Annotated in this window: 22 protein-coding genes and 4 tRNA genes; 6 read left to right on the top strand and 20 right to left on the bottom strand. The window is 25.8% G+C overall.

Annotation, left to right across the window (positions count from 1 at the left end; genetic code table 11):
* Positions 1-15 precede the first annotated feature (15 nt).
* The gene (locus tag CP965_RS10775) at positions 16-963 is read left to right on the top strand and encodes an L-lactate dehydrogenase (RefSeq protein WP_129062113.1); all 948 of its coding nucleotides are present in this window, start codon (positions 16-18) and stop codon (positions 961-963) included.
* 59 nt (positions 964-1,022) lie between these two features.
* Positions 1,023-3,692 carry an EAL domain-containing protein gene (locus CP965_RS10770; RefSeq protein WP_129062112.1) on the top strand — a complete coding sequence of 890 codons (2,670 nt, stop codon included), beginning with the start codon at positions 1,023-1,025 and terminating at the stop codon, positions 3,690-3,692.
* On the opposite strand, the gene CP965_RS10765 is transcribed toward CP965_RS10770, so the two are convergent.
* From CP965_RS10765 to CP965_RS10755, 3 genes are read right to left on the bottom strand one after another with little or no spacing between them, the layout of a single operon-like run.
* Positions 3,678-4,613, bottom strand: coding sequence for a sensor histidine kinase (locus CP965_RS10765; RefSeq protein ID WP_129062111.1), 936 nt, complete (start codon positions 4,611-4,613; stop codon positions 3,678-3,680). The genes CP965_RS10770 and CP965_RS10765 overlap by 15 nt on opposite strands.
* Positions 4,610-7,771 (bottom strand): transporter substrate-binding domain-containing protein, encoded by a 3,162-nt coding sequence (locus CP965_RS10760; RefSeq protein ID WP_129062110.1) that lies wholly within the window; start codon positions 7,769-7,771, stop codon positions 4,610-4,612. Before CP965_RS10760 ends, CP965_RS10765 begins: the two co-directional genes overlap by 4 nt.
* Positions 7,768-8,457: a type 2 periplasmic-binding domain-containing protein gene (locus tag CP965_RS10755; RefSeq protein ID WP_129062109.1), complete on the bottom strand. Its 690-nt coding sequence runs from the start codon at positions 8,455-8,457 to the stop codon at positions 7,768-7,770. Before CP965_RS10755 ends, CP965_RS10760 begins: the two co-directional genes overlap by 4 nt.
* A 124-nt stretch (positions 8,458-8,581) precedes the next feature.
* On the opposite strand from CP965_RS10755, the gene CP965_RS10750 reads away from it, so the two are divergent.
* The 3 genes from CP965_RS10750 to CP965_RS10740 are packed head-to-tail and all read left to right on the top strand — an operon-like array spanning position 8,582 to position 10,310.
* The gene (locus tag CP965_RS10750) at positions 8,582-9,142 is read left to right on the top strand and encodes a SiaB family protein kinase (protein WP_206732293.1); all 561 of its coding nucleotides are present in this window, start codon (positions 8,582-8,584) and stop codon (positions 9,140-9,142) included.
* Positions 9,142-9,522 carry a DUF1987 domain-containing protein gene (locus CP965_RS10745; RefSeq protein ID WP_129062108.1) on the top strand — a complete coding sequence of 127 codons (381 nt, stop codon included), beginning with the start codon at positions 9,142-9,144 and terminating at the stop codon, positions 9,520-9,522. The genes CP965_RS10750 and CP965_RS10745 overlap by 1 nt, the downstream gene beginning before the upstream one ends.
* A complete protein-coding gene (locus CP965_RS10740) occupies positions 9,522-10,310 on the top strand; it encodes an HD-GYP domain-containing protein (RefSeq protein WP_206732292.1) in 789 nt (262 codons plus the stop codon). The genes CP965_RS10745 and CP965_RS10740 overlap by 1 nt, the downstream gene beginning before the upstream one ends.
* Before the next feature lie 128 nt (positions 10,311-10,438).
* On the opposite strand, the gene CP965_RS10735 is transcribed toward CP965_RS10740, so the two are convergent.
* Positions 10,439-11,992, bottom strand: coding sequence for a sensor histidine kinase (locus tag CP965_RS10735; RefSeq protein ID WP_129062107.1), 1,554 nt, complete (start codon positions 11,990-11,992; stop codon positions 10,439-10,441).
* 61 nt (positions 11,993-12,053) lie between these two features.
* Here CP965_RS10735 and CP965_RS10730 point away from each other — a divergent pair, with 61 nt between their 5' ends.
* Entirely contained in the window at positions 12,054-12,734 is a 681-nt protein-coding gene (locus tag CP965_RS10730) for a response regulator transcription factor (RefSeq protein WP_129062106.1), read from the top strand.
* Position 12,735: 1 nt separating this feature from the next.
* Here the strand turns inward: CP965_RS10730 and CP965_RS10725 are convergent, their stop codons facing one another.
* The 16 genes from CP965_RS10725 to CP965_RS10650 all read right to left on the bottom strand — a co-directional run bounded on the left by CP965_RS10725 (position 12,736) and on the right by CP965_RS10650 (position 24,566).
* Complete coding sequence (locus tag CP965_RS10725; protein WP_129062105.1) at positions 12,736-13,560, bottom strand: EI24 domain-containing protein; 825 nt, start codon at positions 13,558-13,560, stop codon at positions 12,736-12,738.
* A gap of 37 nt (positions 13,561-13,597) precedes the next feature.
* Complete coding sequence (locus CP965_RS10720; protein ID WP_228712717.1) at positions 13,598-14,443, bottom strand: radical SAM/SPASM domain-containing protein; 846 nt, start codon at positions 14,441-14,443, stop codon at positions 13,598-13,600.
* Between the two features lie 39 nt (positions 14,444-14,482).
* Positions 14,483-15,019, bottom strand: a complete 537-nt coding sequence (locus CP965_RS10715; RefSeq protein WP_129062103.1) for a hypothetical protein — start codon at positions 15,017-15,019, stop codon at positions 14,483-14,485.
* A 9-nt stretch (positions 15,020-15,028) separates the two neighbouring features.
* Complete coding sequence (locus tag CP965_RS10710) at positions 15,029-16,609, bottom strand: PAS domain-containing sensor histidine kinase (RefSeq protein WP_129062102.1); 1,581 nt, start codon at positions 16,607-16,609, stop codon at positions 15,029-15,031.
* A 75-nt stretch (positions 16,610-16,684) separates the two neighbouring features.
* Positions 16,685-16,761, bottom strand: a tRNA-Gly gene (locus CP965_RS10705).
* A gap of 43 nt (positions 16,762-16,804) precedes the next feature.
* Positions 16,805-16,881 (bottom strand) — tRNA-Gly (locus CP965_RS10700).
* Positions 16,882-16,896: 15 nt separating this feature from the next.
* A tRNA-Met gene (locus CP965_RS10695) sits at positions 16,897-16,973 on the bottom strand.
* Positions 16,974-17,100: 127 nt separating this feature from the next.
* Positions 17,101-18,015 (bottom strand): metal ABC transporter solute-binding protein, Zn/Mn family, encoded by a 915-nt coding sequence (locus tag CP965_RS10690; RefSeq protein WP_129062101.1) that lies wholly within the window; start codon positions 18,013-18,015, stop codon positions 17,101-17,103.
* A gap of 147 nt (positions 18,016-18,162) precedes the next feature.
* Positions 18,163-18,253, bottom strand: a tRNA-Ser gene (locus CP965_RS10685).
* Positions 18,254-18,306: 53 nt separating this feature from the next.
* Positions 18,307-18,996 carry an orotidine-5'-phosphate decarboxylase gene (gene pyrF / locus CP965_RS10680; RefSeq protein WP_129062202.1) on the bottom strand — a complete coding sequence of 230 codons (690 nt, stop codon included), beginning with the start codon at positions 18,994-18,996 and terminating at the stop codon, positions 18,307-18,309.
* A gap of 12 nt (positions 18,997-19,008) precedes the next feature.
* Positions 19,009-19,404 (bottom strand): transcription antitermination factor NusB, encoded by a 396-nt coding sequence (nusB, locus tag CP965_RS10675; protein ID WP_129062100.1) that lies wholly within the window; start codon positions 19,402-19,404, stop codon positions 19,009-19,011.
* A 1-nt stretch (position 19,405) separates the two neighbouring features.
* The gene (ribH, locus tag CP965_RS10670; RefSeq protein WP_129062099.1) at positions 19,406-19,876 is read right to left on the bottom strand and encodes a 6,7-dimethyl-8-ribityllumazine synthase; all 471 of its coding nucleotides are present in this window, start codon (positions 19,874-19,876) and stop codon (positions 19,406-19,408) included.
* Positions 19,877-19,926: 50 nt separating this feature from the next.
* Complete coding sequence (gene kdsA / locus CP965_RS10665) at positions 19,927-20,727, bottom strand: 3-deoxy-8-phosphooctulonate synthase (protein ID WP_129062098.1); 801 nt, start codon at positions 20,725-20,727, stop codon at positions 19,927-19,929.
* The gene (locus CP965_RS10660; protein ID WP_129062097.1) at positions 20,724-22,412 is read right to left on the bottom strand and encodes a potassium channel family protein; all 1,689 of its coding nucleotides are present in this window, start codon (positions 22,410-22,412) and stop codon (positions 20,724-20,726) included. Before CP965_RS10660 ends, kdsA begins: the two co-directional genes overlap by 4 nt.
* A gap of 38 nt (positions 22,413-22,450) precedes the next feature.
* Positions 22,451-22,828, bottom strand: coding sequence for a DUF6394 family protein (locus CP965_RS10655; protein ID WP_129062096.1), 378 nt, complete (start codon positions 22,826-22,828; stop codon positions 22,451-22,453).
* Positions 22,818-24,566: an FMN-binding glutamate synthase family protein gene (locus CP965_RS10650; RefSeq protein WP_129062095.1), complete on the bottom strand. Its 1,749-nt coding sequence runs from the start codon at positions 24,564-24,566 to the stop codon at positions 22,818-22,820. Before CP965_RS10650 ends, CP965_RS10655 begins: the two co-directional genes overlap by 11 nt.

Genomic DNA, 24,566 nt, shown 5'->3' with positions numbered 1-24,566 from the left:
AAAAAAAGGCTTCAAATGTTAAACTATTCTAAAATAGGTGTTATTGGTGCAGGAAATGTAGGTGCAGCTATTGTTAATGCACTTGTTCTTAGAAATATTGGTAAAGAAATAGTCTTATTTAATAGAGATAAAAATAAAGCTGTTGCCGAAGCAATGGATATCGATGATACAATTCCTTTATTATCTGAAATGAAAATCAAAGCCACTAATAAATATGAAGACATTTCTGATTGCAATGTAATTGCAATCACAGTTGGAGCAAGACAAAAAGAAGGAGAAACGAGGTTAGAACTCCTTGGAAGAAATACAAAAATTACAAAAGAAATAATAACAAAACTTGATAAATTCGCACCCAATGCTGTACTTATAATGGTATCGAATCCTGTAGATATTCTTACAAGGGTAGCACAAGAAACAAGTTCAAGAGATAAGAAAAAAATATTTGGATCAGGAACTGTTTTAGATACTTCAAGACTACGTTATCAAGTAGGAAAAGAATTAAATGTTAATAGAAAAAATGTACATATTCACGTCGTAGGAGAACATGGAGATAGTGAATTTGCAGTGTGGTCAAATGCTATTATAGGTTCAATTAAACTAAAAAACTTTCCTTTACCAAAAAATTTAGAGCTTAAAGAAATGAAAGAAAAAACTATGCAAATAGTAAAAAAAAGAGCCTATGAAATAATACAAAGAAAAGGTTATACAAATTTTGGAGTAGCAATTGCTGTTGCAAAACTTATTCAATGTGTTATAAGGGATGAGAAAAAAATATTTTCAGTTTCCGTAGGAGCAAATGAAGAATATAATCTGGAAAAAGGTACAGTATTAAGTCTTCCTTGTGTAATTGGTTCTTTAGGAATTGAACATAGACTAAGATTATCTTTAAATAAAAAAGAAAAAGTTCAACTTCTCACTGCATCAAAAAGTTTAGATGAAGCATATAAGAAAATCAAGCCTTAAATTATTAGTTGGTTTTCTTATGATATAATATTGCCTCAATTATTAAAAACTGAGGTAAAATGATAAAAAAAAGCAGATTTAATATATTTATAAAAAATGCCTTTAATATAAAGATATTCTTTGTACTATCTTTTGTATTATTTGGTTTTTTAACCACTTCTCTAACTTTTTATATAAATTACAAATATCAAGAAAAACAATTAGAAAATAAAATTATTATAGATGCAAATCTTGAAATAGAAAATAAAGTTTCAAAATTAAATAACTATTTAAAAAGATATAAAAACTACCTTTTTTCACTTAGAAAAAACGAACTTATGTTAGAATATTTACAAAAGCAAGATAAAAAGAGTAAAGATACTTTAAGTAAGTTATTTTCCCATATTATAAATTCTGACCAAAAAATAATGCAATTAAGGTTTATTGATAATAAAGGTTTAGAAAAAATTCGTTTTGAACGAACTTTTTTAGAAGAAGCTATACAAACAAAAGAATCACAACTTCAAGATAAGTCTCAAAGATACTACTTCAAAGAAACATCAAAAATTTTAGATAATACATATTGGACTTCTAATATTGATTTAAATATTGAGAATAATAAAATACAAATACCTTATGTTCCTACTTTTAGAATAGCAACCGTACTTTATGACCTGCAAGAGTTTAAAGGTATTATTATTTTTAATATTTTTATGGAAGAAATCCTAAATGAACTTCAAAAATCCAACTTATTTAAGGTTTCACTAGTTGATGAAAAAGGAGAATTCTTATTTGGAGAAACTGCATTTAACAACTCCATAAAAGATTTATCATGGTCAAAAGATTTACAAAAAAATATAAAACTAAAAAATTATTTACCAGAAGAAGTAAATGCTATTTTAAAAAGTAAAGAATATTTAAATAAAAATATTTTTTCTAAATATATAAGTGATGAATTAAATTTAAAACAAAAATTATTTTTAATTTTAGAAACAAAAAAAGATAATATTGCTCAATTGAAAAAATCAATCATCAATTCACTATTAAATATTTTATCTATTGTTTTTATTATTAGTATTTTTCTAGGTATTTTACTCTCTTTAATTCCTTCAAAACTTGCAAAAAAACTTTTTCAAGAAAAAGAAAAACTTGAAGAAATAGAGCTTCTTTTTAATGAATATATTGAAGCTATGAATATAGATAATATAATTACAAAAGCTGACTTAAAAGGTAATATCACCTATGTAAATGATAACTTCTGTAAAGTTACAGGATATACAAAAGAGGAAGCCATTGGAAAACCTCATTCACTTCTTCGTTCAAAAGATACGCCTAAAGAAACTTTCAAAGAATTATGGAACAATATACAAGATAAAAAAACTTGGACAGGAATTTTAAAAAATAGAAAAAAAGATGGTAGTTCTTATTATGTTAAATTAGCAGTTGTTCCAATACTTGATAAAAAAAATAAAATACTTGAATATGTTGGTATTAGACATGATATTACAGAACTAATGGAGCAAAAACAAAGTCTTTTGGATTTGGCAACAAAAGATAGTTTAACAAACTGTGGAAATAGAACAAAGTTAGTTGAAGAATTAGAAAAACATGATTTAAATAATATTGCAGTTATTGATATAGATAACTTTTCTTCAATAAATGACTTTTATGGACATGTTATAGGAGATGTTGTAATTAGACAATTTTCTATTTTAATTCAAAGTTATTTGAATAAAGATTTTGTACTTTATAGACTACATGCAGATAAGTTTGCTATTTTAAATAATAGTTTAGATCAAACTAAATTTACAAATTTTATTGAACTTTTAAATACAAAAATGATTGAATCAAAAATTGATTTAGGAGTGAAATCTTTTGATATACTTACTACTGTTGGAATATCATTTGAACATCAGTATGAAGTTTTATTAACAGCAGAAGTTGCGAATAAACATGCAAAGAAATTAAACAAACATTTATTAATATATTCTAAAAAACTTCAAATAGAAAGGGAATTTGAAGATAGTCTTATTTGGGTTGAAAAAATAAAAAGTGCCTTACATGATGATAGAATTGTTGTTCAATACCAACCAATTTTAAATAATAAAACAATGAAAATTGAAAAATATGAGGTTTTAGTACGAATGAAAGAAAAAGATGGGAAATTGATTTCCCCTTTTTACTTCTTAGGAATTGCTAAAAAATCTAAACAATATATTGAAATTACCAAAAAAGTAATAGATATATCTTTTAAGAAATTTGAAAATTTAGACTGTGAATTTTCTATAAACTTAACAATAGAAGATATTTTAAATAAAGAACTAATTGAATACTTAACGAAAAAAATAAAAGAATATAAAATAAATGATAAACTAGTTTTAGAATTAGTAGAGTCTGAGAATATAGAAGATTTTGACAAAATTAGTGATTTTGTAAAACAGTTTAAATCTTATGGTTGTAAAATTGCAATTGATGATTTTGGTACAGGATATAGTAACTTTGAATATCTACTTAGAATTGATGCAGATTATATAAAACTTGATGGTTCTTTAATAAAAGATATTACTATAAATGAAAGTTCAAAAGAGTTAGTAAAAACAATGATAGATTTTGCAAACAAAATGGGATTTCAAACCATTGCTGAATTTGTTTCTGATAAAGAAACTTTTGAAGAAGTCAAAAAATTAAATGTTGACTATTCTCAAGGTTTTTACCTAGGTATTCCAAATGATGATTTAATTAATGATTAATTTAAACTGTGCACCTTCTTCAATATTTTCTACAGATAATTTGCAGTGATATTTTTGTGCAATTAAAGAACTCATATAAAGACCAATTCCTGTACCACTATTTCCTTTTGTTGTAAAGTTTGCTTTAAAAATATCATCAAGTATTTCAAAAGGTATTCCTCCTGCATTATCACTTATTTCTAAAACTTTACTATCATCAGTAACATATGCTTTAACAATAATTTCTCTTTCTTTTATCTTGTTTACAATAAATGCATCTTTTGAATTATTAATAAGATTAAGTAAGATATGTTTAAACTCATTTTCAATCCCAATAATTTTAAAATCATTATCTATTTTTAAAGTTAAAGTTATTTTTTCTTTTATAAATTCATCTTTTACAAATAAAAAAACTTTTTCAATCATTGTTTTGATATCAAACTCTTCTCTTTTTTTATCTTCTCTGAAAAATGTTCTAAACTCTGTAAGTGTACAGTTCATATGCTCAATAGTAGCATTTACTTTTTTTTGAAAATCATCAATATAAGCTTCATTAACAATTCCTTCTTTGTAATCAAATTCTAAAGAATTAGAATAAAGACTTAGAATACTTAAAGGTTGAGTCCATTGGTGTGCTATTGCATCAATCATTTCACCCATAGCAGCAAATTTAGATTGTTCTAAAATAATTTTTTCTTTTTCTTTTCTTTTTAATATTTCTTCTTCTACTTTTTTTTCTAAATTGTTTTTATATTCTGCAAGTTCTTCATTTGCATTTATGAGCCTTAACTGCATTTTGTCACTTTGTTTTATAATCTTATCTAATCTTTGGCTTTTTCTTTTATAATCTTCTAATAATTCTAATAAACCATCTTTAAACTTATTATAGTCATTTTCCAAAAACTTTCCTACATATTGTGTTTTTATTTCATCTTCATTCATATTTTAAATCCTATAATAGTAATATCATCGTTTCTTTCATTTTTATTTTGATATAAAAATAAATCATTCGTTAAAAGTTCTTTCTGTTTAGATAAAGGATATAAAGAATACTTTTCTAATAATTTAAGAAAACTTCTTTTTCCAAAAGGAAAGCCTTTTTTACCACCATTTTGATCCCAATAACCATCACTTGCTAGATAAAAAGTCATTCCCTTTTGAACTTCAACTTCATGTTCATCAAAGGTATAAGAGGCTTGACTCTTTTTATAACCTACTGAATGTCTATTTCCTTTTATTATATTTACTTTTTTATTATAAGTAAAAATTAAAGGTAGCTCAGCCCCTGAAAATTTAATAATTTTTTCTTTTTTATTATAATAAATTATACTGCCATCAAAACCTACATTAGAAATAGAATCAGCAGTTTCTTGTTTTAATAAGTGTTTCATACTCTTATTAAAAATAGACAATATTTTTGCAGGACTTACTTTTTCATTATTATTTTTAATAAAAGCTATAATTTGTCTTTCTATTGCTTTTACTAACATTGTAACAAAAGCACCAGAAACTCCATGACCAGTACAATCTATTAGCATTAAAATACATTCATTATCATTAAGTTCTTCAAATAAGTAAATATCTCCACCCACTATATCTTTAGGTTCCCAAAGTTGAAAACTATCAGAAAAATGTTTTTCAAATAATTCATTTGAAGGAATAAGAGAACTTTGAATTAAAGAAGCATACTCTATACTATCTTTAGTATTTTGATGCATTAATTCTATTTCATTTTTTGCCTTTTGTAAATCAAAAGTTCGCTCTTCAACTTTCTTTTCTAAGTTTTTACTTAGGCTTTCAACAATCTTTCTATTTGTTATATCTTGACTAATTGCTTTAAAACCAATAAACTCTAAGCTTTTATTATATGCAGGTTCAATTTTTGAATACAACCAATAAGTTGTACCATCTTTTGCCATATTTTTTATTTCCCCAGACCAACGTTTTTGGGCTTTTATTGTTTGCCATAATTCTTTAAATAAGTTTTCATCTGAATCAGGATGTCGAACAATGTTACTTCCTTTTCCTTTTAGTTCAGATTCTGAATATTTTGAAATTTCACAAAAAGCTTTACTTGGATGAGTTATAATTCCATTTAAATCAGTTTGTACAAAAATCACATTTCTATCAAAAGAATCCACTAAAGATTGTAGTTCTTGCTTTTTACTAAAAATATCAGCTGTTTTTTTATCAACTAAAATTTTTAGCTTTCTATTCCAGTAAATTATTATTAGTATAATTAAAAGAATAATAAATAATAATGGTAGAAGATATGATAGTATTTTTTTAAGAGAAAAACCTAAATTTTGCTTCACTTTAACATCAATCCAACCATTATAGATTTTATCTCTTTCTTTTTGAGTTAAAGAATCAAAGACTTTATTTGTAATAGATAGAAGTTCAGGTAATTCAGGGTTGATTAAAAAATGATGTTTAAAATTAACTCCTGAATTTCCTACAATTTTAAGATTATCTTTTCCTATTTTTGTCATATAATAAATAGTTGGAGCTAAATGTCCTAAAAAAATATCTGCGTCTTTATTGGATACATTTAACAAAGCATCAAAAATATTTTCTGTTTCAATTATTTTTATATTTGGATATATCTCTTTTATATAATTATAACTTGTATAAAATTTTGGGATAGATAAAACTTTATTTTTTATATCATCTAAAGAGTCAATATAATTTACACTCTCGTTACTTATTATAACCATAGGAAAAGTAGCATATTTTTTTGAAACTGCTCCTAAGGAAGTTTCCTCTTTTGTATCTCCTATACCTGGTACTAAATCAATTTCTTTATTTTTGAACTTTTCTAAAACCTCTGGCCAGGAATTTGAAGGAACAAATTCAAATTCAATACCTGTAGCTTCAGCAACAATATTTAAATAATCTCCAATAATACCTGTCATAGAGTTTTTTTCTATAATAGCTAAAGGTTTCCAATTAACTTCACTATATCGTATAACTCTTTTTTTATCTAACCATTTATACTCTTCTTTTGTAAACTGAACTCTTCTTTTTTGGTTAAACCATTTTAATTTTAATTTATCCATTTCTTCAATAGATACTTTTTGCATAGCTTTTTTCAGTAAAGAGCCTAATATTGGTTTATCATTTCTTACTGCAATATATAAATTCTCCATTTCTGGATCATTTACTTTAACATCTGCTGTATATTTTAATCCCTTTATAACATTTTCATTCATTATATAATTTAAACTTGCTGTTTTACCTAATGTTGCATCAACTTCATCATATATTACAGCTTTAATACTATCTAAGGTATTTTTATATTTTATAATTTCTATTTTTGGATAGTTTTCTTCTAAAAACTTCTCATAAATAAAGCCTTCAACAACAGAAACTTTTTTGCCAAGTAAAGAATCAATATTTGAAATATCATCTCTAGTTTTTTTTGTTAAAATTGAAGTTATGTTTCTTGCATAAATACCTACATAAGATAAATGCTTTTGTCTTTGCTTGGTTTTTGCAATATTTAGCATTACATCAATTTCTTTATTATATGCTTTTTGTAAAGATTCGTTCCAAGTTCCAGTAACAAATTTAATTTCTAAACCTAAAGATTTTGCTAAAAGTTTTATATAATCTATTGAATAACCTTTTGCTGTTTTATGTTCATTAAAATTAAAAGGAGCCCAATCATATTCATTATGAACTTTTATAACTTTATTTTTTTCTAGCCAAAGTTTTTCTTCTTTTGTAAGATTTAGAGCATTATCACTTTCTTTGCATATTTCAAGGGAACCAATTTTTTCATTTTTGTATCTAATATCAATACTTACCTTTTCACAATTAAAGTTTAATTGTTTTGGGTTAAAACTATTTTTTATAACTTTATCTTTGTTTTTATAATAGGAAAGGTACTTTTTATTAACTAATGTATCATATAAAATCAAATATTTTATATTTTGATTATTTTTTAAATAGTTTTCTAAAATGTTTTCTAAAGAATCATTATTTAATTCATATAAATGAGGGGCAACTAAAGCAGAAATATTTTTAATATCTTTATTTATATTTCCTTGAAGAAAGTTTACAAATAAAGTAATAATTAGTATAAATTTATATATCATTTTTTATCTTTTAGAAATTTATTTATTTTTTTTATAGTAGTGTCTTCTACAAGTTTAGAACACATTAAATATCGTTTATTTCCAGTTGGAAGACCTTCCAAAGAATAATAAGATAGTTTTTTTTCATTTTTTAATAAAACATCTGCTTCTTCTTTAGAGATAAACATATAATCAGCTCTTTTATTTTTTATCAAATTAAGCATTTTTTCATGACTTGAAAATACTTCATTTTTCTTTAGTTTTGGATTTTTTAATTTTTCATCTAAAATTGTGCCATAAGAGTAGGAAGCCTTAACTAATACTTTTAGGTTACTTAAAGAAAAAAGTTTATCAATATGAATATGATTAAGAAAATTCTTATTAGATAAAGCAATAATTCCTAAAGGTTTATCTTGATATACAACAGTAGAATACTTTGAAAACTTTTCTCTTTCTTTTGTTTTAAACCAACCTAAAGCACAAATTTCTTTTGTATTTGATTTAATTTCATATAATTGTCTTTTAAAAGGTTTTTCTTTTAATATATATTCTATTTGAGCCTTATTTAAAGCATTTATAATAGGTTTTCCAACTAAACCTTTTATTGAGTCCTCTGTTTTTTCAACATAGGGTTTTCTCTGTTCAAAAACTATCTCTAAGGTATTTCCTATACAAAAAGTTAATAATATAAAGATTAATATTCTCATAAATTAAGTTCATCCTAACTAAAAAGTAATAAAATATAAGAAATATTATATCACAATTATAATACAAAAGATGATTTAAAGCTTTATTTAGTAATTATTATGTAATAAAATACTAAGGCAAAAGATGAATATAGGCTTAATACAAAACCTTGTAAAAGAAGATGGAATAATATTCTTAACTTATGGTGGATTCCTATCTCAATCACTAATAAGCTCAATGACTGAAGCTTTAGAAAAGGAAGCTCAAAAGTGTGACTTAAATATGGGCTTAGCTAATAATATTTTCACTATATTTATAGAACTTGCTCAAAATATGATGAATTATTCAAAAAACAAAACCCTTAATAATAAAGAACCTAATTCAGAAGGTTTAATAATTGTTACAAAAGATGAAAAAGGAAAATACTATATTCATAGCCAAAATATAGTAAGTATTGACGATAAAAATAAATTAGAAAATAAATTAAATCACATAAATACCTTATCCAATGAAAAAATTAAAGAAGAATATAAAGAACTTAGAAGAAGTGGAAAACTCACCCATGAAAAAGGTGGAGGAATTGGTTTTTATGAAATTGCCAAAAAAAGTGATAAAATAGATTTTGAATTTAAAAATATAAATAATGATAAATTCTATTTCCATTTTATAGCAGAAATTAATACAAACAAGGAGAATTCAATTTAATGGAAAGTTTAATAATTGAAGAAACCAAATATACCCCGTATATTAAATTTGATGCAGAAAGTAAAGTTTTTGAATTAATGGGTAAATCCTACCCTGAGAATACATTTGAATTTTATAAACCAATGATAGAATGGATTGAAAAATATTTTCAAGAAATCCAAGATGAAAGAACAATTATAAATTTGGAAATCATATATTTTAATTCTAGTTCTTCTAAACTTTTTTTTGATTTCTTTGATTTAATTGAAGAAGCACATAATAAGGGTAAAAGTATAGAAATTAATTGGATTTATGATAAAGAAAATGAGAGTGCTTTAGAAGCAGGAGAAGATTTTAAAGAAGACTTTGAGGGACTGGAGTTTAATCTAGTTGAAAAATAATGGAAAATAAACTAATTTCAGAATTAGAAGAACTACAAAAAAACTTTACTACTACAACAAATAAACTAATAAAAGATATTAAGCGTCATGATAAAATTATGCTTAGAAGTGATAAAAGACAAAGACATGAATACGACGAACTACAAAAAAAGCTTAAAGAGGTTGAAGAATTAAGTAAAGAGATAGAAGAAACACAAAAAGAAGTTGTTTTTACTATGGGAGCAATAGGAGAAAGTAGAAGTAAAGAAACAGGTAACCATGTAAAAAGAGTTGCAGAGTATTCAAAAATTTTAGCTTTATATTATGGTTTACCTGAAAAAGAAGCTGAAATGTTAAAACAAGCAAGTCCTATGCATGATATTGGAAAAGTAGCTATTCCTGACTCAGTTTTAAATAAACCAGGAAAATTTAATGAGGAAGAAAGAAAAATAATGGATACCCATGCTCAATTGGGTTATGATATGCTTAAACATTCAAATAGATCACTTTTAAAGTGTGCTTCCATTGTGGCATATGAACATCATGAAAAGTGGGATGGAACAGGTTATCCAAGAAAACTAAAAGCAGAGGAAATTCATATTTATGGAAGAATCACAGCTCTTGCTGATGTTTTTGATGCCTTAGGAAGCGATAGATGTTATAAAAAAGCTTGGGAAGATGAAAGAATATTTAAACTTTTTAAAGAAGAAAAAGGAAAGCATTTTGACCCTAAATTAGTAGATATTTTCTTTGAACATTTAGATGAATTCTTAAAAATTAGAGAAGAGTTAAAAGATACATTCGAATAGCTTTACTTTGGATAACTTACTATTGCTACAATTAAAGCTTGTAAAGCTAAAACAATCCATAATATTTTATTTGAATTTTCATCAAACCATTTATTAAACTTTTTAAAATAACTCATGATTTCTTCTTTTTAATTTGGTAAAATAATTTCAAATCTTGCACCCAAAGAACCATCTTTTACTAATAGTTTACCATTTATATTTTTTTCAACAATAGTTTTTGACATATAAAGCCCTATTCCTGTACCATCACTATCTTTTTTTGTGGTGAAATATGGTTCAAATATTTTACTTTTTGGCTCAACTTTAATTCCTCCACCATTATCTTCAATATATAAAATTGTAATATCATTTATTTTTCTCGTATAAATTTTTATCCAAGGATTTTCAACTTTTTTTTGAATTAAAACATCTTTTGCATTTGTAATAATATTTAGTAAAACCTGTTGGAACTCATTTGCATATGTATTCAAAGTTATATTTTTTGCTATATCTATTTCTATTTTAATATTATTATTTGCCAAGGCACTTGAAACTATTGTAATAGTTGAATCAACTGCTTCTCTTAAAGAAAACTTTTCTTTTTCTTTTTTAGGTAAAAAGAAATTTCTAAAATCATCAATTGTATGAGACATATATTCTAATACAACTTCTGCTTCTTTTGTTTTTTTATCCATTAATTCATCATCTAATTTTTGAGTATAATATTTAAATTTTATATTCATAAGAATAGATGAAAGTTCTGAAAGGGGTTGTCTCCATTGGTGAGCAATATTCGAAATCATTTCCCCAAGAGCAATAAATTTTGATTTTTGAACTAAAAGTTGTTCTTGTTCTCTATTTTTCTCAATCTCATTTTGAACTCTTCTTTCTAAAGTTTCATTTAATTCATTCAATTCATCAGTTTTTGCCTTTACTCTTTTTTGATAAGACTTTAAAACATCGTCAATTTTTTGAGAAACTAAAATTGATATTACAATTGCTATTGATAAAAACATTAAAAAAAGTAAAATATTTTGAACTACTTGATTTTTAATAGTTTTTTGAAGTTCTTCTTTATTTTTAGCAATTTCATTTTCTATATCATCGGTATAAACACCTACAGCAATGACCCATTTCCATCTTGGATAATATTTAAAATATGATAATTTCTGATTAACTTCATTTGTTCCAACTTTTTTATAAGCATATTGACTGTAAGAATCTCCTTTTTTTCTAATATTTTTCATAAACTCTTCACGGAATTTTTTTCCATTAGCATCTTTATAATTTGTTGATAAAAGATTTCCTCTTAAGTCTGGTCTATTAGGATTTACTAACATTACTGCAAAATTATCACCACCATTTATATCTAAAATATCATATACAAAGATATAATTACTTTTATTAGAATCAAAGGATATATTATTTAAAAGTCGAACTGTATCTTTTTTTAATTCTTCTTCACTTTCATCATTTTTTGTAGCATTATATTTGATAATATCAATTATTGTATCAATCTCTTTTTTTAAAGACATTTTTTGTGTTTTATAATACTCTTGAACATATCTATCCATTTGTTTATCAAAGTCTTCATAAGTTTTTTTTACATAAAAATATGAAATCATAAGAATCATAGTTGACATAATTATGATAAAGACATAAATAGTGATTTTTGAGATATTTTGCTCTGTAATTAGTTTCAAGTTCTAAACCCTAATGATATTTTTGATATGATAACATACTTTTTATAATAGGATTTTTCATATGGATAAATCATTAATTTCAAATTTAAAAAATTTTACTATTTTATATATTGAAGATGAAGAAGGCATAAGAACTAATATAACAGAGATTTTAAAAGACTTATTCAAAGAAACATATATTGCAAAAAATGCAAAAGAAGGATTTAGTCTTTATGAAAAGAATCGTCCAGATTTAATTATAACTGATATAAAAATGCCAAATGAGTCAGGAATAGACCTTATAAAGAAAATTAGAAAAAATGATAGTAAAGTAAGAGTTATTATAACTTCTGCACATACAGACTTAGAATATATGCTTGAAGCTACAGAACTTCATTTAATAAAATATATTGTAAAACCTTTAACTGAAGCAAAATTAACTGAAGCATTAGAAGCTTTTGTTAAAAGTTTTGATAATACAAGAATATATATTTTACAAGAAAATTGGCTTTTTGATGAAAGTAAATCTCTAATTCAATCTCCCGATGAAGAGTTTAGATTAACAAAAAAAGAAAACCTATTTTTAAAACTTTTAATACAAAAAAATAGAATAATAAGCTATGAAGAGATGGAAAATATAATTTGGAATGAAGATATTATGACTCCAAATGCTATGAGATTATTTATAAAAAACTTTAGAAAAAAACTTCCAATAGATGCTCTTAAAAATGTACAAGGCACAGGATATAGATTAGTTTTATAAACTAATCTTCAATCTGCTTTCTCTGCATTGAATTTATAATACTATTTTCATTTTCTCTTATTTTTCTTAATTCTTGAAAATATCCATGTCCTAGATATATAATATAAAAAACAGCAGTAAATAAAGTTATAAAAGGAATCATAGATAAAAGATATAAAAATAGACTTCTTACTCTAAAACTACTAGCTTTCTTTGTATGTATTGCAGAATATTCATTTTTTGTTAAAATCGTTGAAGCAATATCATAATTTAAAAGTTTATGAAAAAAATAGTAAAAAGGGATATTAAAAGCAATAATATTAACTAAAGGAATAAAATAAAGAGGAATAAAAACTAAAAACATTAAAACCATAATAAGACCACTTCTAAATAAAACCCATAGAGGACTTAAAATATTTCCAAAACCATTTGTTTTTATTTCAGGATAATGCCTTTTTTGAATAATATCTAAAATAAAAGGTGTCAAAAAACCTATAATAATAATTGTAAGAAAAACTGAAAACATCATTACAAATAAAGTTCCAATTGTATAAAATAAAAAGCCTACTAACCAAGCTGTTACAGAATATTGGAATAAAAAAGCAATTACTGTAGTAGCCCAGATATAATAAAAAGGTGCATTTGGATCAACAAAAACCTCTTGATTTTGAGCATTTTGAGAGTTTTCAATATAAACTTGTAAAGAGTCAAAACCATAATCAGCTGCACCATAAAAAAGTATAAGCATTATAATCATTGTAATAATAAGTGGTAAGAAAGCAATTTTAAGCATTGACTTTGTAAAAAAATCCCTAACACTTAAAGCTATCATCTGTCCTTCTAACATTCAAAGCCTTCATATTTTTTGAAATTATATCTTATCTTTACTTGTCAAACCTTGTTCGATATTCACACTTTTGGCAAAGTTCTTCCACAAGCTCTTTCTTTCTAAATCCTTTTTGAATATCTAAAACTCTTTTTGAAGATAAAATTTCACTTATACTATTTTTATTTATATCACCTAAATTTACAACAGCATCTTTATCCAAACAACAAGGAGCAACTTTACCAGAACTTAAAATTGCAAAATGAGAATCTAGACCATAACAGAAACCTTTATCAGAAACAAAATCATTTGATAAACTTGGCCAGTTAAAATATTCATCAAAATTTATAAAAACCATTCTTGCTAATTTAATATTTTTAGGTTTTTCTTTATATATTTGTTCAATATCTAAAGAAGTAAAAAAGTTTTTTTCTAAAATTTCAAAAACTTTTTTATTGAACTCCTTTGCACTTTTATCATCATCTAAATTCCAAATCCTAAAATTTATAAAAAAATGTTGTTTCTTTTCTATTGCATATTTTGTAAACTCTATTATTGGATTTAAGTACTCTTCTAAAGTTTTTTTATGGGAATTAGCATTATAAGAATTAATTGAAAAATTTATCTGTCTAATAGCATTATTCATTAAAGTTGAAAAATGTTTTTGAGTTAAATTATTTGCTGTAGTTACAATATTTACTTTTAAGCCATGTTTATAACTAATATTTAAGTACTCATTTAAATTTTTTAAGACTAAAGGATCTCCAACAACATGATAAGCTAATTCTTTAGTAACATCTTTTAATTGAGCATTTAAAAAGTCAAATTTTTCAAGATTCATTGTCTCATTTGGTAATAATTTAGGAGGACAAAAACTGCATTTTAAGTTACAAACATTTGTGATTTCTACGTGAATTTTTTTAAACTTTTTTATTTTTTATTCCTATTTTAAAAGATAAGGTAAATCACGCTTTATTGATTCAAGAAGGTCCTCATTTAAAAAGAACTTTGCAAAATCATAACTTCTATTTTTATATGCATAAACACAAACATACCTATTTCTTTTTATTAATTCTATAGTTTCTTCTAAACTAGCTTGTAAAGAAGGATTTTTTATATAATATTCATACATTGCCTGTAAAGGTTCTTCCATATTTGAATCTTTAAAAAATACAACGTTTTCCTCTAAAAAATCAATTACATTCTCTTCATTATTTTTAATATTTAAAAAAGCTTGTTTTATATCATCCATTCGTAAATCAAATTTATATCCTAAAAGAAGTAAACTTTTAAAATTTTCTATTTCATTTTGTTGGAAATAATACTGTAATAAAAGCATCAAATAGTGTTCTTTTAAATCTTCATCATATTTTTCTAAATACTCTAAAACATAATCAATATCACTGATTTTGTCATTTAATAATAACTCTTTATGAATTATTCCTATTTCACCTAAAATTTCATGTAATCTATCACTCATTATTTTTTCCTACTTATTTTGAGCTAAAGGAAGTCTAATTTCAAAGCAAGCACCTAAATAAACGCCACTATTATGCTCTACATTTGTATTTCTAACATTTATTTTACCATTCATATGTCTTACAATATTTGAAGACATATATAAACCTATTCCAGTACCTTGAGAATTATGTTTTGTAGTAAAATAAGGTTCAAATATTCTATCAATTATCATATTATCAATACCACCTGCATTATCTTTAATTCTTATATATAGATAATTTTCATCTATTTTAGTTTCTATAAAAATATACTTTTTATACTCTTTTTTTATTAATTCATCTTTTGCATTTGTAATTAAATTTAATAATACTTGTAATAGTTCATTTTCATATGTAAAAAGTTCTTCATCTTCTATATTAACAATAAATTCAATATGTTTTTTTGAATATCTAGCTTTTGAAAGTTTTATTGACGTTTTTATTATATCAGATAATTTAAATCTATTTTTTTGTTTATTAGGTTTAAAGAAATTTCTAAAATCGTCAATTGTTTTAGATAAATATTGAACCTGCTCATTTATATCATTTAATCCTGCATCTAAAAGATCTTTATTTAAAATATTTTGCTCATTTTGTAAAATCATACCTGTTGATAAAACAGAAACTGCCGATAAAGGTTGTCTCCATTGATGAGCAATATTTTCAAGCATTTCACCCATTGCAGCCATTTTAGACTGCCTTTTCATTATAGTTTCATACTCTAATAAATCTTTTTTTACTTTACTTATTTCTTTTTCTAGAGTCTTATTATAATTTTTTAATTTTTTATTTAATTCTTCTTTTTTTATTTCTATTTCTAATCTATCAGAAATATCTCTTGAAATAGCAGTAATAAATTTTTTGCCTTTGTATTCTTTAAGTTGTAAAGAACTTTCAACAGGTATTTCTTTATTTTTTTTTGTAATATAGATGCCAAATGTAGTTAAATTACTTTCTTCTTCTATTTTTTTAAATATTTCAGGTAATTGTGTATCATCTAAGTTTTCCATAGTTTTTCTTATTTCAGATATCTTTTTATCTTTTAATTCAACTAAAGAATACCCTAATATATTACAAGCTGTTTCATTTGCAAATTCTATTTTAGTAGATTCATGATCCATTACAAAAATCATATCTTTTGATGAATCTATTAAATCAAAATAAAAATTTATTTCTTCTGTTCTTCTAATTCTTCTAGTAATATCTCTTGCATATGAGATTAAGTATTCATCTTCATTTACTTTAAAAAACTTAGAAACAATCTCTACAGGAAAAACTTCTCCATTTTTCTTTCTATGTCTACTTTCTAATACATTTTCTTTTCCATCAAAAGCTTTTTTAGCAAAAATATTCAATTCATTTAAATATTTTTTTTTGTTGTCAACAGCAACATCAATATCCCAAACATATAATTCTTTTATTTCAGCTAAAGTATAGCCTAGTGTATCTAAGGCATTTTCATTAGCATATAAAATATTTCCATTCATATTTAAAAGATAAATTGCTTGGCTAGATAGTGAAAAAGAAGCTTTTAAAATCTCTTCATAATTTTCTTTGATAGATTCCCTCATTAACTAAGTCACTTATAAAATTTTATGGATATTGTAGTAAAGTTTATATTAATTGATAGTTAAAATTAAGTAAAGTGGAGCGGGAAACGAGACTCGAACTCGCGACAATCTGCTTGGAAGGCAGAGGCTCTAGCCAACTGAGCTATTCCCGCATTTGAGAATTATATCAAATAATTCTTTAGAATAAAATAAAAGTGGAGCGGGAGACGAGACTCGAACTCGCGACAATCTGCTTGGAAGGCAGAGGCTCTAGCCAACTGAGCTACTCCCGCTTACTTTAATTAAAATGGTGGGTTCTCGGAGATTCGAACTCCGGACCACTCGGTTATGAGCCGAGTGCTCTGACCAACTGAGCTAAGAACCCTCTTTTATATTTAAAAGCGAATGAAATTATATCTAAGAAAGTTTAAAATTTGTTTAATTTTTTATAATTTAATGAAATTATTTTTTTAAAGAGACTAATATACTTATTATAATAGCCTCTTTAAATTTTATTGCTGATTTGCTATAGCTTTTGCAAATCTAATTAAAGTATCAGCCCACTTTTCACTTAAAGGGCTTACACTAATTACTTGAATACCTAATTCTTTTGCAATTTGTTTTGCAACTTTATCTGAAAATTCTGGACTAACAAATATTGCTTTAATATTTTCTTTTTTTGCATGTTCTATTAACTCTTGAATTTCTTTTGGTTTTGGAGATTTTCCTTCAACCTCAATAGGAACTTGAATTAAAGAATATTGTTTTGCAAAATATCCCCAAGAAGGGTGAAACACCATAAACTTTGCATCTTTTGGTAAATCTTTAAAAATAGTTTTTATTTCTTTATCAGTTTCATCTAAAAAAGATAAAAAAGTGTTATAGTTTTTTTCATAATATTCTTTATTTTCTCTATCCACTCTTGTAAGATATTTTAAAATATTATCTGCAAAAACTTTTACATTTTCAGGACTTGTCCAAACATGAGAATCTAAACTATCATGAACATGGTCATGTCCTTCATGTTCGTGTTCATGTCCTTCATGTGCATGATCATGATGTTCTTCATGTTCATGCTCTTCATGTTTTCCATGATGATGTTCAACCATTTCTATTCTTTTTATACCTTTTGACATATTTGCAATTTTCATCTTTTTATTTTGATTAGCAAATTTAGGTAGCCAAGAGTGCTCAAATTCAACACCCATTGAAAAATAAATATCAGCTTCGCTTAACTCTCTCATTTGAGAAGGTTTTGGCTCATATGTATGAGGAGAATTTCCTGGTTTTACCATAACTGTTACATCTACTTTATCTCCACCAATTGCTTCAAGAAAAGGTTTTTGAGGCACAATACTAACAACTGCTTTTACATTTGCAAAAACAAATGAAGTAAAAACAAGTGTTGCTATTAAGATTTTTTTCATATAAACTCCTATTTATATTTATTAATTTAAAAAGATTTTATATAAAAGTGAATTAATTGCAACTTAGTTGCATATATAAGGAATAAAAATAATTTTTTATTAGAATTAAGATATAGATTATAAAATAAACTGATTGATAAAAAAAAGTGGCGGACAAGGAGGGATTCGAACCCTCGGTACCGTTGCCAGTACGCATCCTTAGCAGGGATGTGGTTTCAGCCAACTCACCCACTTGTCCTTAATTGGGGTGTAATTTTACTAATTATGTACTTAAAATACTCTTAATTTTTATTAAATTTTTTTTAAAATATTATCAACCACTTTTTTAGGGTTTTCTGCCTTATAAATTGGTCTTCCAACCACAATGAAATCTACTAAATTTTCTTTTGAGAAAGATATATCAGCAATTCTTTTTTGATCTCCAGCATCTTCACCAAAAGGTCTAATTCCTGGACATAAAGTAATAAACTCTTTTGAAGTATTATTTTTAATATCTAAACTTTCAAAAGCAGAACAAACCACTCCATCTACTCCTGATTTATAAGTATCAATAGCTAGTTTTGTTGCTTTTGTTTCAATATCTTCATTATAAACTGCTTTAAATTCATTATTATCAAATGAAGTAAGTGCAGTTACAGCTATAACTATGGGTTTGTTGGGTATATCTTTAATTCTATTCATAACTTCAGTCATAGCTCTTTGCCCTGCACTAGCATGAAGATTAAACATATCAACTAAACCATCAAAAGATGCAATCTCTTGGGCTGCATCAGCCATAGTATTTGGAATATCATAAAGCTTTAAGTCTAAAAAAATCTTAAAATTAGGGTTTATAGCTTTTAATTGTTCTAAAAAAGATTTACCATCTCGAATAAAACTTCTAAAACCTACTTTTAACCAAACATCATAATCTTTTATTTGTTCTACTAATTTTAAATTTTCTTTAGCACTTGGTAAATCAAGAGAAATACATAACTTCATATCACTCATTTATTAAGCCTTATTTACTTTATCTAAAAGTCCATTTATAAACTTCGGAGCACCATCTGACGCTAACTTTTTAGATAATTCAATTGCTTCATTAATTACAATTGCTTTACTTAGATCTTTATATAATATTTCATATATTGCAAGTCTTAAAATAGATTTTTCAACACTTCCAATATCTTTTAGCCCACCTTGTTTTAAATGAGAAATTATTTCTTCATCAATAGTCTCTATATTTTTAACAACACCATTAAATAAATCTAGTGCAAAATCTTTTTGTTTGTTTCTGATTTTTTTATCTTCTAAAATTTCATCAATAAAAGTTACAATACCTTCATTTCCAAGGTCATAAGCATAAAGTAAACCTATTACTGACTCTCTTGCTTGTGTTCTTGTTGCCAAATTATTTCCCCATCTCTGAATAAAGATCTAACATTTCAATAATTGTAATCATTGCCTCTGCACCTTTGTTTCCAACTTTTGAACCAGCTCTTTCAATAGCTTGTTCAATTGTATCAGTTGTTAAAACACCATTTGATACAGGTTTACCATATTTTAAAGTAACAGTTGCAATACCTTTAGTTGCTTCTGCTGAGATATAATCAAAGTGTGGAGTTGCTCCTCTAATTACAGCACCAACACAACAAACTGCATCGTATTTTCCAGTTTCTAAAGCTTTTTCTAGAGCAAATGGAATTTCAAAAGCGCCAGGTACTAAAATTAAATCTAAATTTTCTTCATTTCCACCGTGTCTTATAAATGCATCCTTTGCACCTTCAACTAATCTATCTGTAATAATATGATTAAATCTTCCATTGATAATAGCAACTTTTTCGTCACCATTTAATCTCATTTTTCCTTCAATAATCTTCATAAAATTTCTCCAAATTTTTCTAATATTTAGCCATTATATCTAAAAAAATATTAAAGGCTTTGAAGCGCTTCTTTAATGGCAAATATCTCATCAATTGTTTTATATAACTTATCTACTTGTAGCATATTTGGACCATCACTTTTTGCTGACTTTGGATCAGTATGTGTTTCAAAGAAGAAACCATCAACCCCAACACTTGCTGCTGCTCTTGCCATATAAGGAACATACTCAGAGTTACCACCTGTTGTTCCACCAGTACTTGGTATTTGAACAGAGTGAGTTGCATCAAAGATAACAGGAGCATACTCTCTCATAAGAATTAAGTTTCTCATATCTACAACTAAAGCACCATATCCAAAAGTATTTCCTCTTTCACAAAGCCAAATACCATTTTCAGAAGAATTAATATAAGAAACCTCATCAATACCTCTTGTTTGAAGTACTTTTTCAACTGGATGTTTCATAGCATCTGCTGCTAAAAACTGACCTTTTTTAATATTAATTTTACAGTTAGTTTTTGCAGCTTCTACAAGTAAATCTGTTTGTCTACATAAAAATGCAGGAATTTGTAAAATATCTAAAACTTCACTTGCAGGTTTTGCTTGGTATGACTCATGAATATCACTTACAAGTTTATATCCAAACTGTTCTTTTATTTCTTGAAATAGTTTTAATCCCTCTTCTAAACCTGGGCCTCTATACGAGCTAAGACTTGTTCTATTTGCTTTATCAAAAGAAGCTTTAAAATAAAAATCTACTCTTTTATCTTCACTTAATGGTTTTAATTTTTCTGCTATTTTAAAAACTGTATCTCTATCTTCTAAAACACATGGTCCAGCTAATATTGTCATTTGTTTTTCCTTAAAATAAATGTTTTTTTCTCTTCACCTGTTAAGGCATAATGAAATTCATAAATATTTTGTATTATATATTCTATATCATTTTTTGCATTTTCATCACAAGCTAATAAAAGAGAATCATTTTTTTGTAATTTTTCATCTAATGAAGGCAATAAAATATACTCATTATTTCTATGAAGTAATAATGGTATCATATTATTGTGAAGTTCTCTATTATAAAGAGATTTAGATAAAAGCTTAATAGTAATATTTTCTTTAAAAAGATTGTCATAAATTGTTGGTGTTTCTTTTTTATCAATTTTCAACTCTATTAACAAAGGATTTTCATTTATTTTTAAAGTCAATTCTTTTACTAATTTTGAAGCCCACATATCATCTTGACTTGTTGCAAGTCTTATAAACTTGTCAGACAAAGGATTTATCAAAGCATTTGTTGTTTTGTTAATCAAAATTCTTGCAGGCATAAAAATATGGTCTATTTTTGCACTTTTAAAAATAGAAAAATCATCCATTTCATTTTCTCTTGCTATTGTCATTATTTTTGGATTTAACTTTTTAGCAGTTGCCAAAACAGAAAGGTTTGTTGTATCATCATTTGTTGCAGCTATTATTGCCACTGCTTCATCTATTCCTACATTTTGTAAAAGTTTTTTGTCATCTGCATTTCCATATGCAATTTGAATCTCTTCATCCTCTATAAAATTAATTGTTTTGTCTTTATCTATTTCTACAAATTGTGTTTCTATTTCAAGATACTTAAATCTCTTATATATATGTTGCCCCATTCTTCCAAAGCCACAAATTATATATTTCCCTTTTGGGAAAAGTGGTAAACTTGAATTTAAATGTTCAATTTGATAAACCCATTTTTCAAGTTTTAAGATATTTGGGGCACTTAAAGCCATCAAAATTTCACTTGATATTATTGAAAAAGGATTTGCAATTATTTCCACATCTAAATCTTTTAAATTATCTGTATGGTTTTGTGTAGTTGATTTTACAACTAGCTTAACATAAGGATTTAGAAGTTTCGAAGTTAAAGCAATTCTTAGATTTAAAGAATCATTATCAAAAATAGAAACTAAGCCTTTGCAGTATTTACTTTTTATTCCTGCAAATTCAATTGCCCAAGCAGAGTGTGCATCTGCAACTAATACAGGAACAGTAGGCGTGAAGTTTTCTAAGATGGCTTCATTTGCTTTTGCCTCATCTTTTTCAATAACTACAGCTCTAATTCCTTGAGATATTGCACGATTTATTATTTCACTTGTGATTTGGTTATATCCAAGAATTATTATAAATTTTTGTTTTATACTTTTTACTTGTCTTTTAAATTTTGCTTTTTGAAGTTCTCTATTAAAAACTTTGTCTTGTAATAAGGATACTAAAGTTCCTATAGCATAAAACCAACCTAATACAGTAATATAAATTAAAATACTTACCCAAATTCTTTGAGCATAAGTAAACTCATAAGGTGTTTCTCCAAAACCTATTGTTGTAGCAGTATAAGTAACAAAATAAAAAGCATCAAAGATTGTCATTTGATAAGGTTTTCCTGCATCATCAAAGCCATCAATAAGTAATAATCCTGTTATAGCTATAGTATATGTAGTAATTAAAACCAAAAATGGTTTTCTCATTCTTTGTAAAACAATAAATAAAGAACTACTTCTCAAAATACTCTCTTTGTCTTAAATTATTATCTTCATAAAAGCTATCTCTTTGATTTTAAGGTATCACCCACATAAAGAGCTACTGAAATAAGATTTGCTAATAATGCTCCACCTGAAAGAGAAATCACTATACCTGTAATTTCTAAGTTTACAGTATATGCATAATGAGCTACTGTCCAAATAGTAGCAGCAGCAATTAATTGAATATCAGCCACTAAAGAAGTTGCCAGAAGAACAGAACCCATTTGAGTCTTATCTCCTAATTTTAAAGTTGTTGCAATTAGATTTACTATAATTGCAGCCATTAATTCATATTTACTATGACTTACTAAAGAGTCCATATCTCCATAAAAAAAACCAAAGTTTAATGTCATAGCTAAAATTATAAAAAAACCTGAAATTACTTTATCAAGATTCATGGTACTTATCCTCTTTATCTTTTCCTATATCTAGTATTCGTCCAAATACACTATCAATATTATCATGAACTTTTGAGTTTCTATCTAAAAACATTATTTTATGTTTATCTAACTCTTTTATATTTTTTAGTCCCATTACAGCTAGTAAACTTCTTACACCTTTTAAAAGATTTTTATGATAGTCTCTTACTTTTTTAGCTTGTTTATGTACAAAATATTTTTTTCTTTTTTCTTTATTTTGTGTTGCAAGTCCTACAGGACATTCATGTCCAGTAGTTCCAGAACAATACCTTGCTCTAATACAACCTGCACTCATCATAAAACCTCTAGCTATTTGTACAAAGTCAGCCCCTAAAGACATAATAACAATAATATCATCAGGAGTTAAAAGTTTTCCACTAGCTACAAGTTTAACTTTATTACGAACAGAATAATCTTCTAAAACTTTATTAACTAAATATATAGAATCTCTTATATTTAATCCTATTCTTTCCATCATTTCTATAGGAGCTGTAGCACTTCCTCCACTACCACCATCAATTGAAATAAAATCTGGGAAAGCTTCATTTCCTTCTTCTACTCTTTTTTTAATTTCTTTTGCAAAAGGTACAATATTTTCATAATCTGAAATTACAATTTTAATTCCTACTGGTTTATCTGATAATTCTTGCATTTGTCCAATAAAATCAAAAAGTTCTTCAACGGTATTTGCATAAGGAAATCTATTAGGTGAAAAAAGATCCTTATGAGCTTCAACATTTCTATAATAAGCAATGGCAGGACTTACTTTTTCGGCAACTAATTTACCACCTGTTTGTTTTGCCCCTTGTGCAATTTTTATTTCTGTCATACGACAGAATCGCATTACCTTTTGATATCGTTCGGGGTCAAATTTACCATCTTTTGTTCTAACCGAATAAAGACCTGAACTAATTTGTAAAATAATATCAGGCATATCTTCTGGTACATCTTCTGGAAAATTTTCTAAAGGTGCTTCCCAGTTTGGTCTATGAAAAATCTGAGTTCTTGTATCAAAAACATATGTTTCTGATTCAGGGTCATCTTTAAAAACCATTTTTCTATAGGCATCTGCTGCCATTGCACCATTGAAAAGCTTTAATACAAGGTCTTTCATTTTTTTCTGAAATCTTGTACCATCTACAACTTTCATATATTTTCTATCATAATTTTGATGAGTTACAAAAAAGTTTGAAGTTAAGCCACCCTCACCTGAGTTAATAGGAAAGTCTCCCATAAAAGAACCTCTTACAAAGGCTCTTGTACCTTCAGGAGAAATTGAACCATCACTCATGGCAGACCTAGAAATAATTGATTTAGCAATAAAAGGCTTTTTTCTTCTTTCCCCAAAAGTAACTTTGAAATCTGTGTCAACTTCATCTTCATTTAAAACTATAGTTGCATGTCTTAACATAAATTTTGGTTTAGGTAAAGGTTGAGAAGGGGAAAAAGAAGCATAATTTGGTAAATCACTTGAAGCTTTATAAACCCAATCTAATTTATCTTTTGACTCATAAAATTTTTCGTCACCAAAATATTGTCTAAAAGGTTCTCTTGCTTCTTCTAATAAATATCTAAGTCGTCCAATTATTGGATAATTTACTAAAAGTTGATGATCTCTTTGTACATATTTATCATGTACATACCACGCTAAAATTATTATTAAAATTACTAAAATAATAACTTCTATATATAAAAATATTTGATCAATTACATCCAT

Source organism: Halarcobacter mediterraneus, from assembly GCF_004116625.1.
GTDB classification, from domain to species: Bacteria; Campylobacterota; Campylobacteria; order Campylobacterales; family Arcobacteraceae; genus Halarcobacter; species Halarcobacter mediterraneus.
Note: the sequence above shows the minus strand (reverse complement) of the source record. Positions and strands in the feature narration are given on the sequence as shown.

Coding starts and splice junctions, on each gene's coding strand:
- CP965_RS10775 (WP_129062113.1), top strand. CDS start 16: ATGTTAAACTATTCTAAAATAGGTGTTATTGGTGCAGGAAATGTAGGT.
- CP965_RS10770 (WP_129062112.1), top strand. CDS start 1,023: ATGATAAAAAAAAGCAGATTTAATATATTTATAAAAAATGCCTTTAAT.
- CP965_RS10765 (WP_129062111.1), bottom strand. CDS start 4,613: ATGAATGAAGATGAAATAAAAACACAATATGTAGGAAAGTTTTTGGAA.
- CP965_RS10760 (WP_129062110.1), bottom strand. CDS start 7,771: ATGATATATAAATTTATACTAATTATTACTTTATTTGTAAACTTTCTT.
- CP965_RS10755 (WP_129062109.1), bottom strand. CDS start 8,457: ATGAGAATATTAATCTTTATATTATTAACTTTTTGTATAGGAAATACC.
- CP965_RS10750 (WP_206732293.1), top strand. CDS start 8,582: ATGAATATAGGCTTAATACAAAACCTTGTAAAAGAAGATGGAATAATA.
- CP965_RS10745 (WP_129062108.1), top strand. CDS start 9,142: ATGGAAAGTTTAATAATTGAAGAAACCAAATATACCCCGTATATTAAA.
- CP965_RS10740 (WP_206732292.1), top strand. CDS start 9,522: ATGGAAAATAAACTAATTTCAGAATTAGAAGAACTACAAAAAAACTTT.
- CP965_RS10730 (WP_129062106.1), top strand. CDS start 12,054: ATGGATAAATCATTAATTTCAAATTTAAAAAATTTTACTATTTTATAT.
- CP965_RS10725 (WP_129062105.1), bottom strand. CDS start 13,560: ATGTTAGAAGGACAGATGATAGCTTTAAGTGTTAGGGATTTTTTTACA.
- CP965_RS10715 (WP_129062103.1), bottom strand. CDS start 15,019: ATGAGTGATAGATTACATGAAATTTTAGGTGAAATAGGAATAATTCAT.
- CP965_RS10710 (WP_129062102.1), bottom strand. CDS start 16,609: ATGAGGGAATCTATCAAAGAAAATTATGAAGAGATTTTAAAAGCTTCT.
- CP965_RS10690 (WP_129062101.1), bottom strand. CDS start 18,015: ATGAAAAAAATCTTAATAGCAACACTTGTTTTTACTTCATTTGTTTTT.
- pyrF (WP_129062202.1), bottom strand. CDS start 18,996: ATGAAGTTATGTATTTCTCTTGATTTACCAAGTGCTAAAGAAAATTTA.
- ribH (WP_129062099.1), bottom strand. CDS start 19,876: ATGAAGATTATTGAAGGAAAAATGAGATTAAATGGTGACGAAAAAGTT.
- kdsA (WP_129062098.1), bottom strand. CDS start 20,727: ATGACAATATTAGCTGGACCATGTGTTTTAGAAGATAGAGATACAGTT.
- CP965_RS10655 (WP_129062096.1), bottom strand. CDS start 22,828: ATGAATCTTGATAAAGTAATTTCAGGTTTTTTTATAATTTTAGCTATG.
- CP965_RS10650 (WP_129062095.1), bottom strand. CDS start 24,566: ATGGATGTAATTGATCAAATATTTTTATATATAGAAGTTATTATTTTA.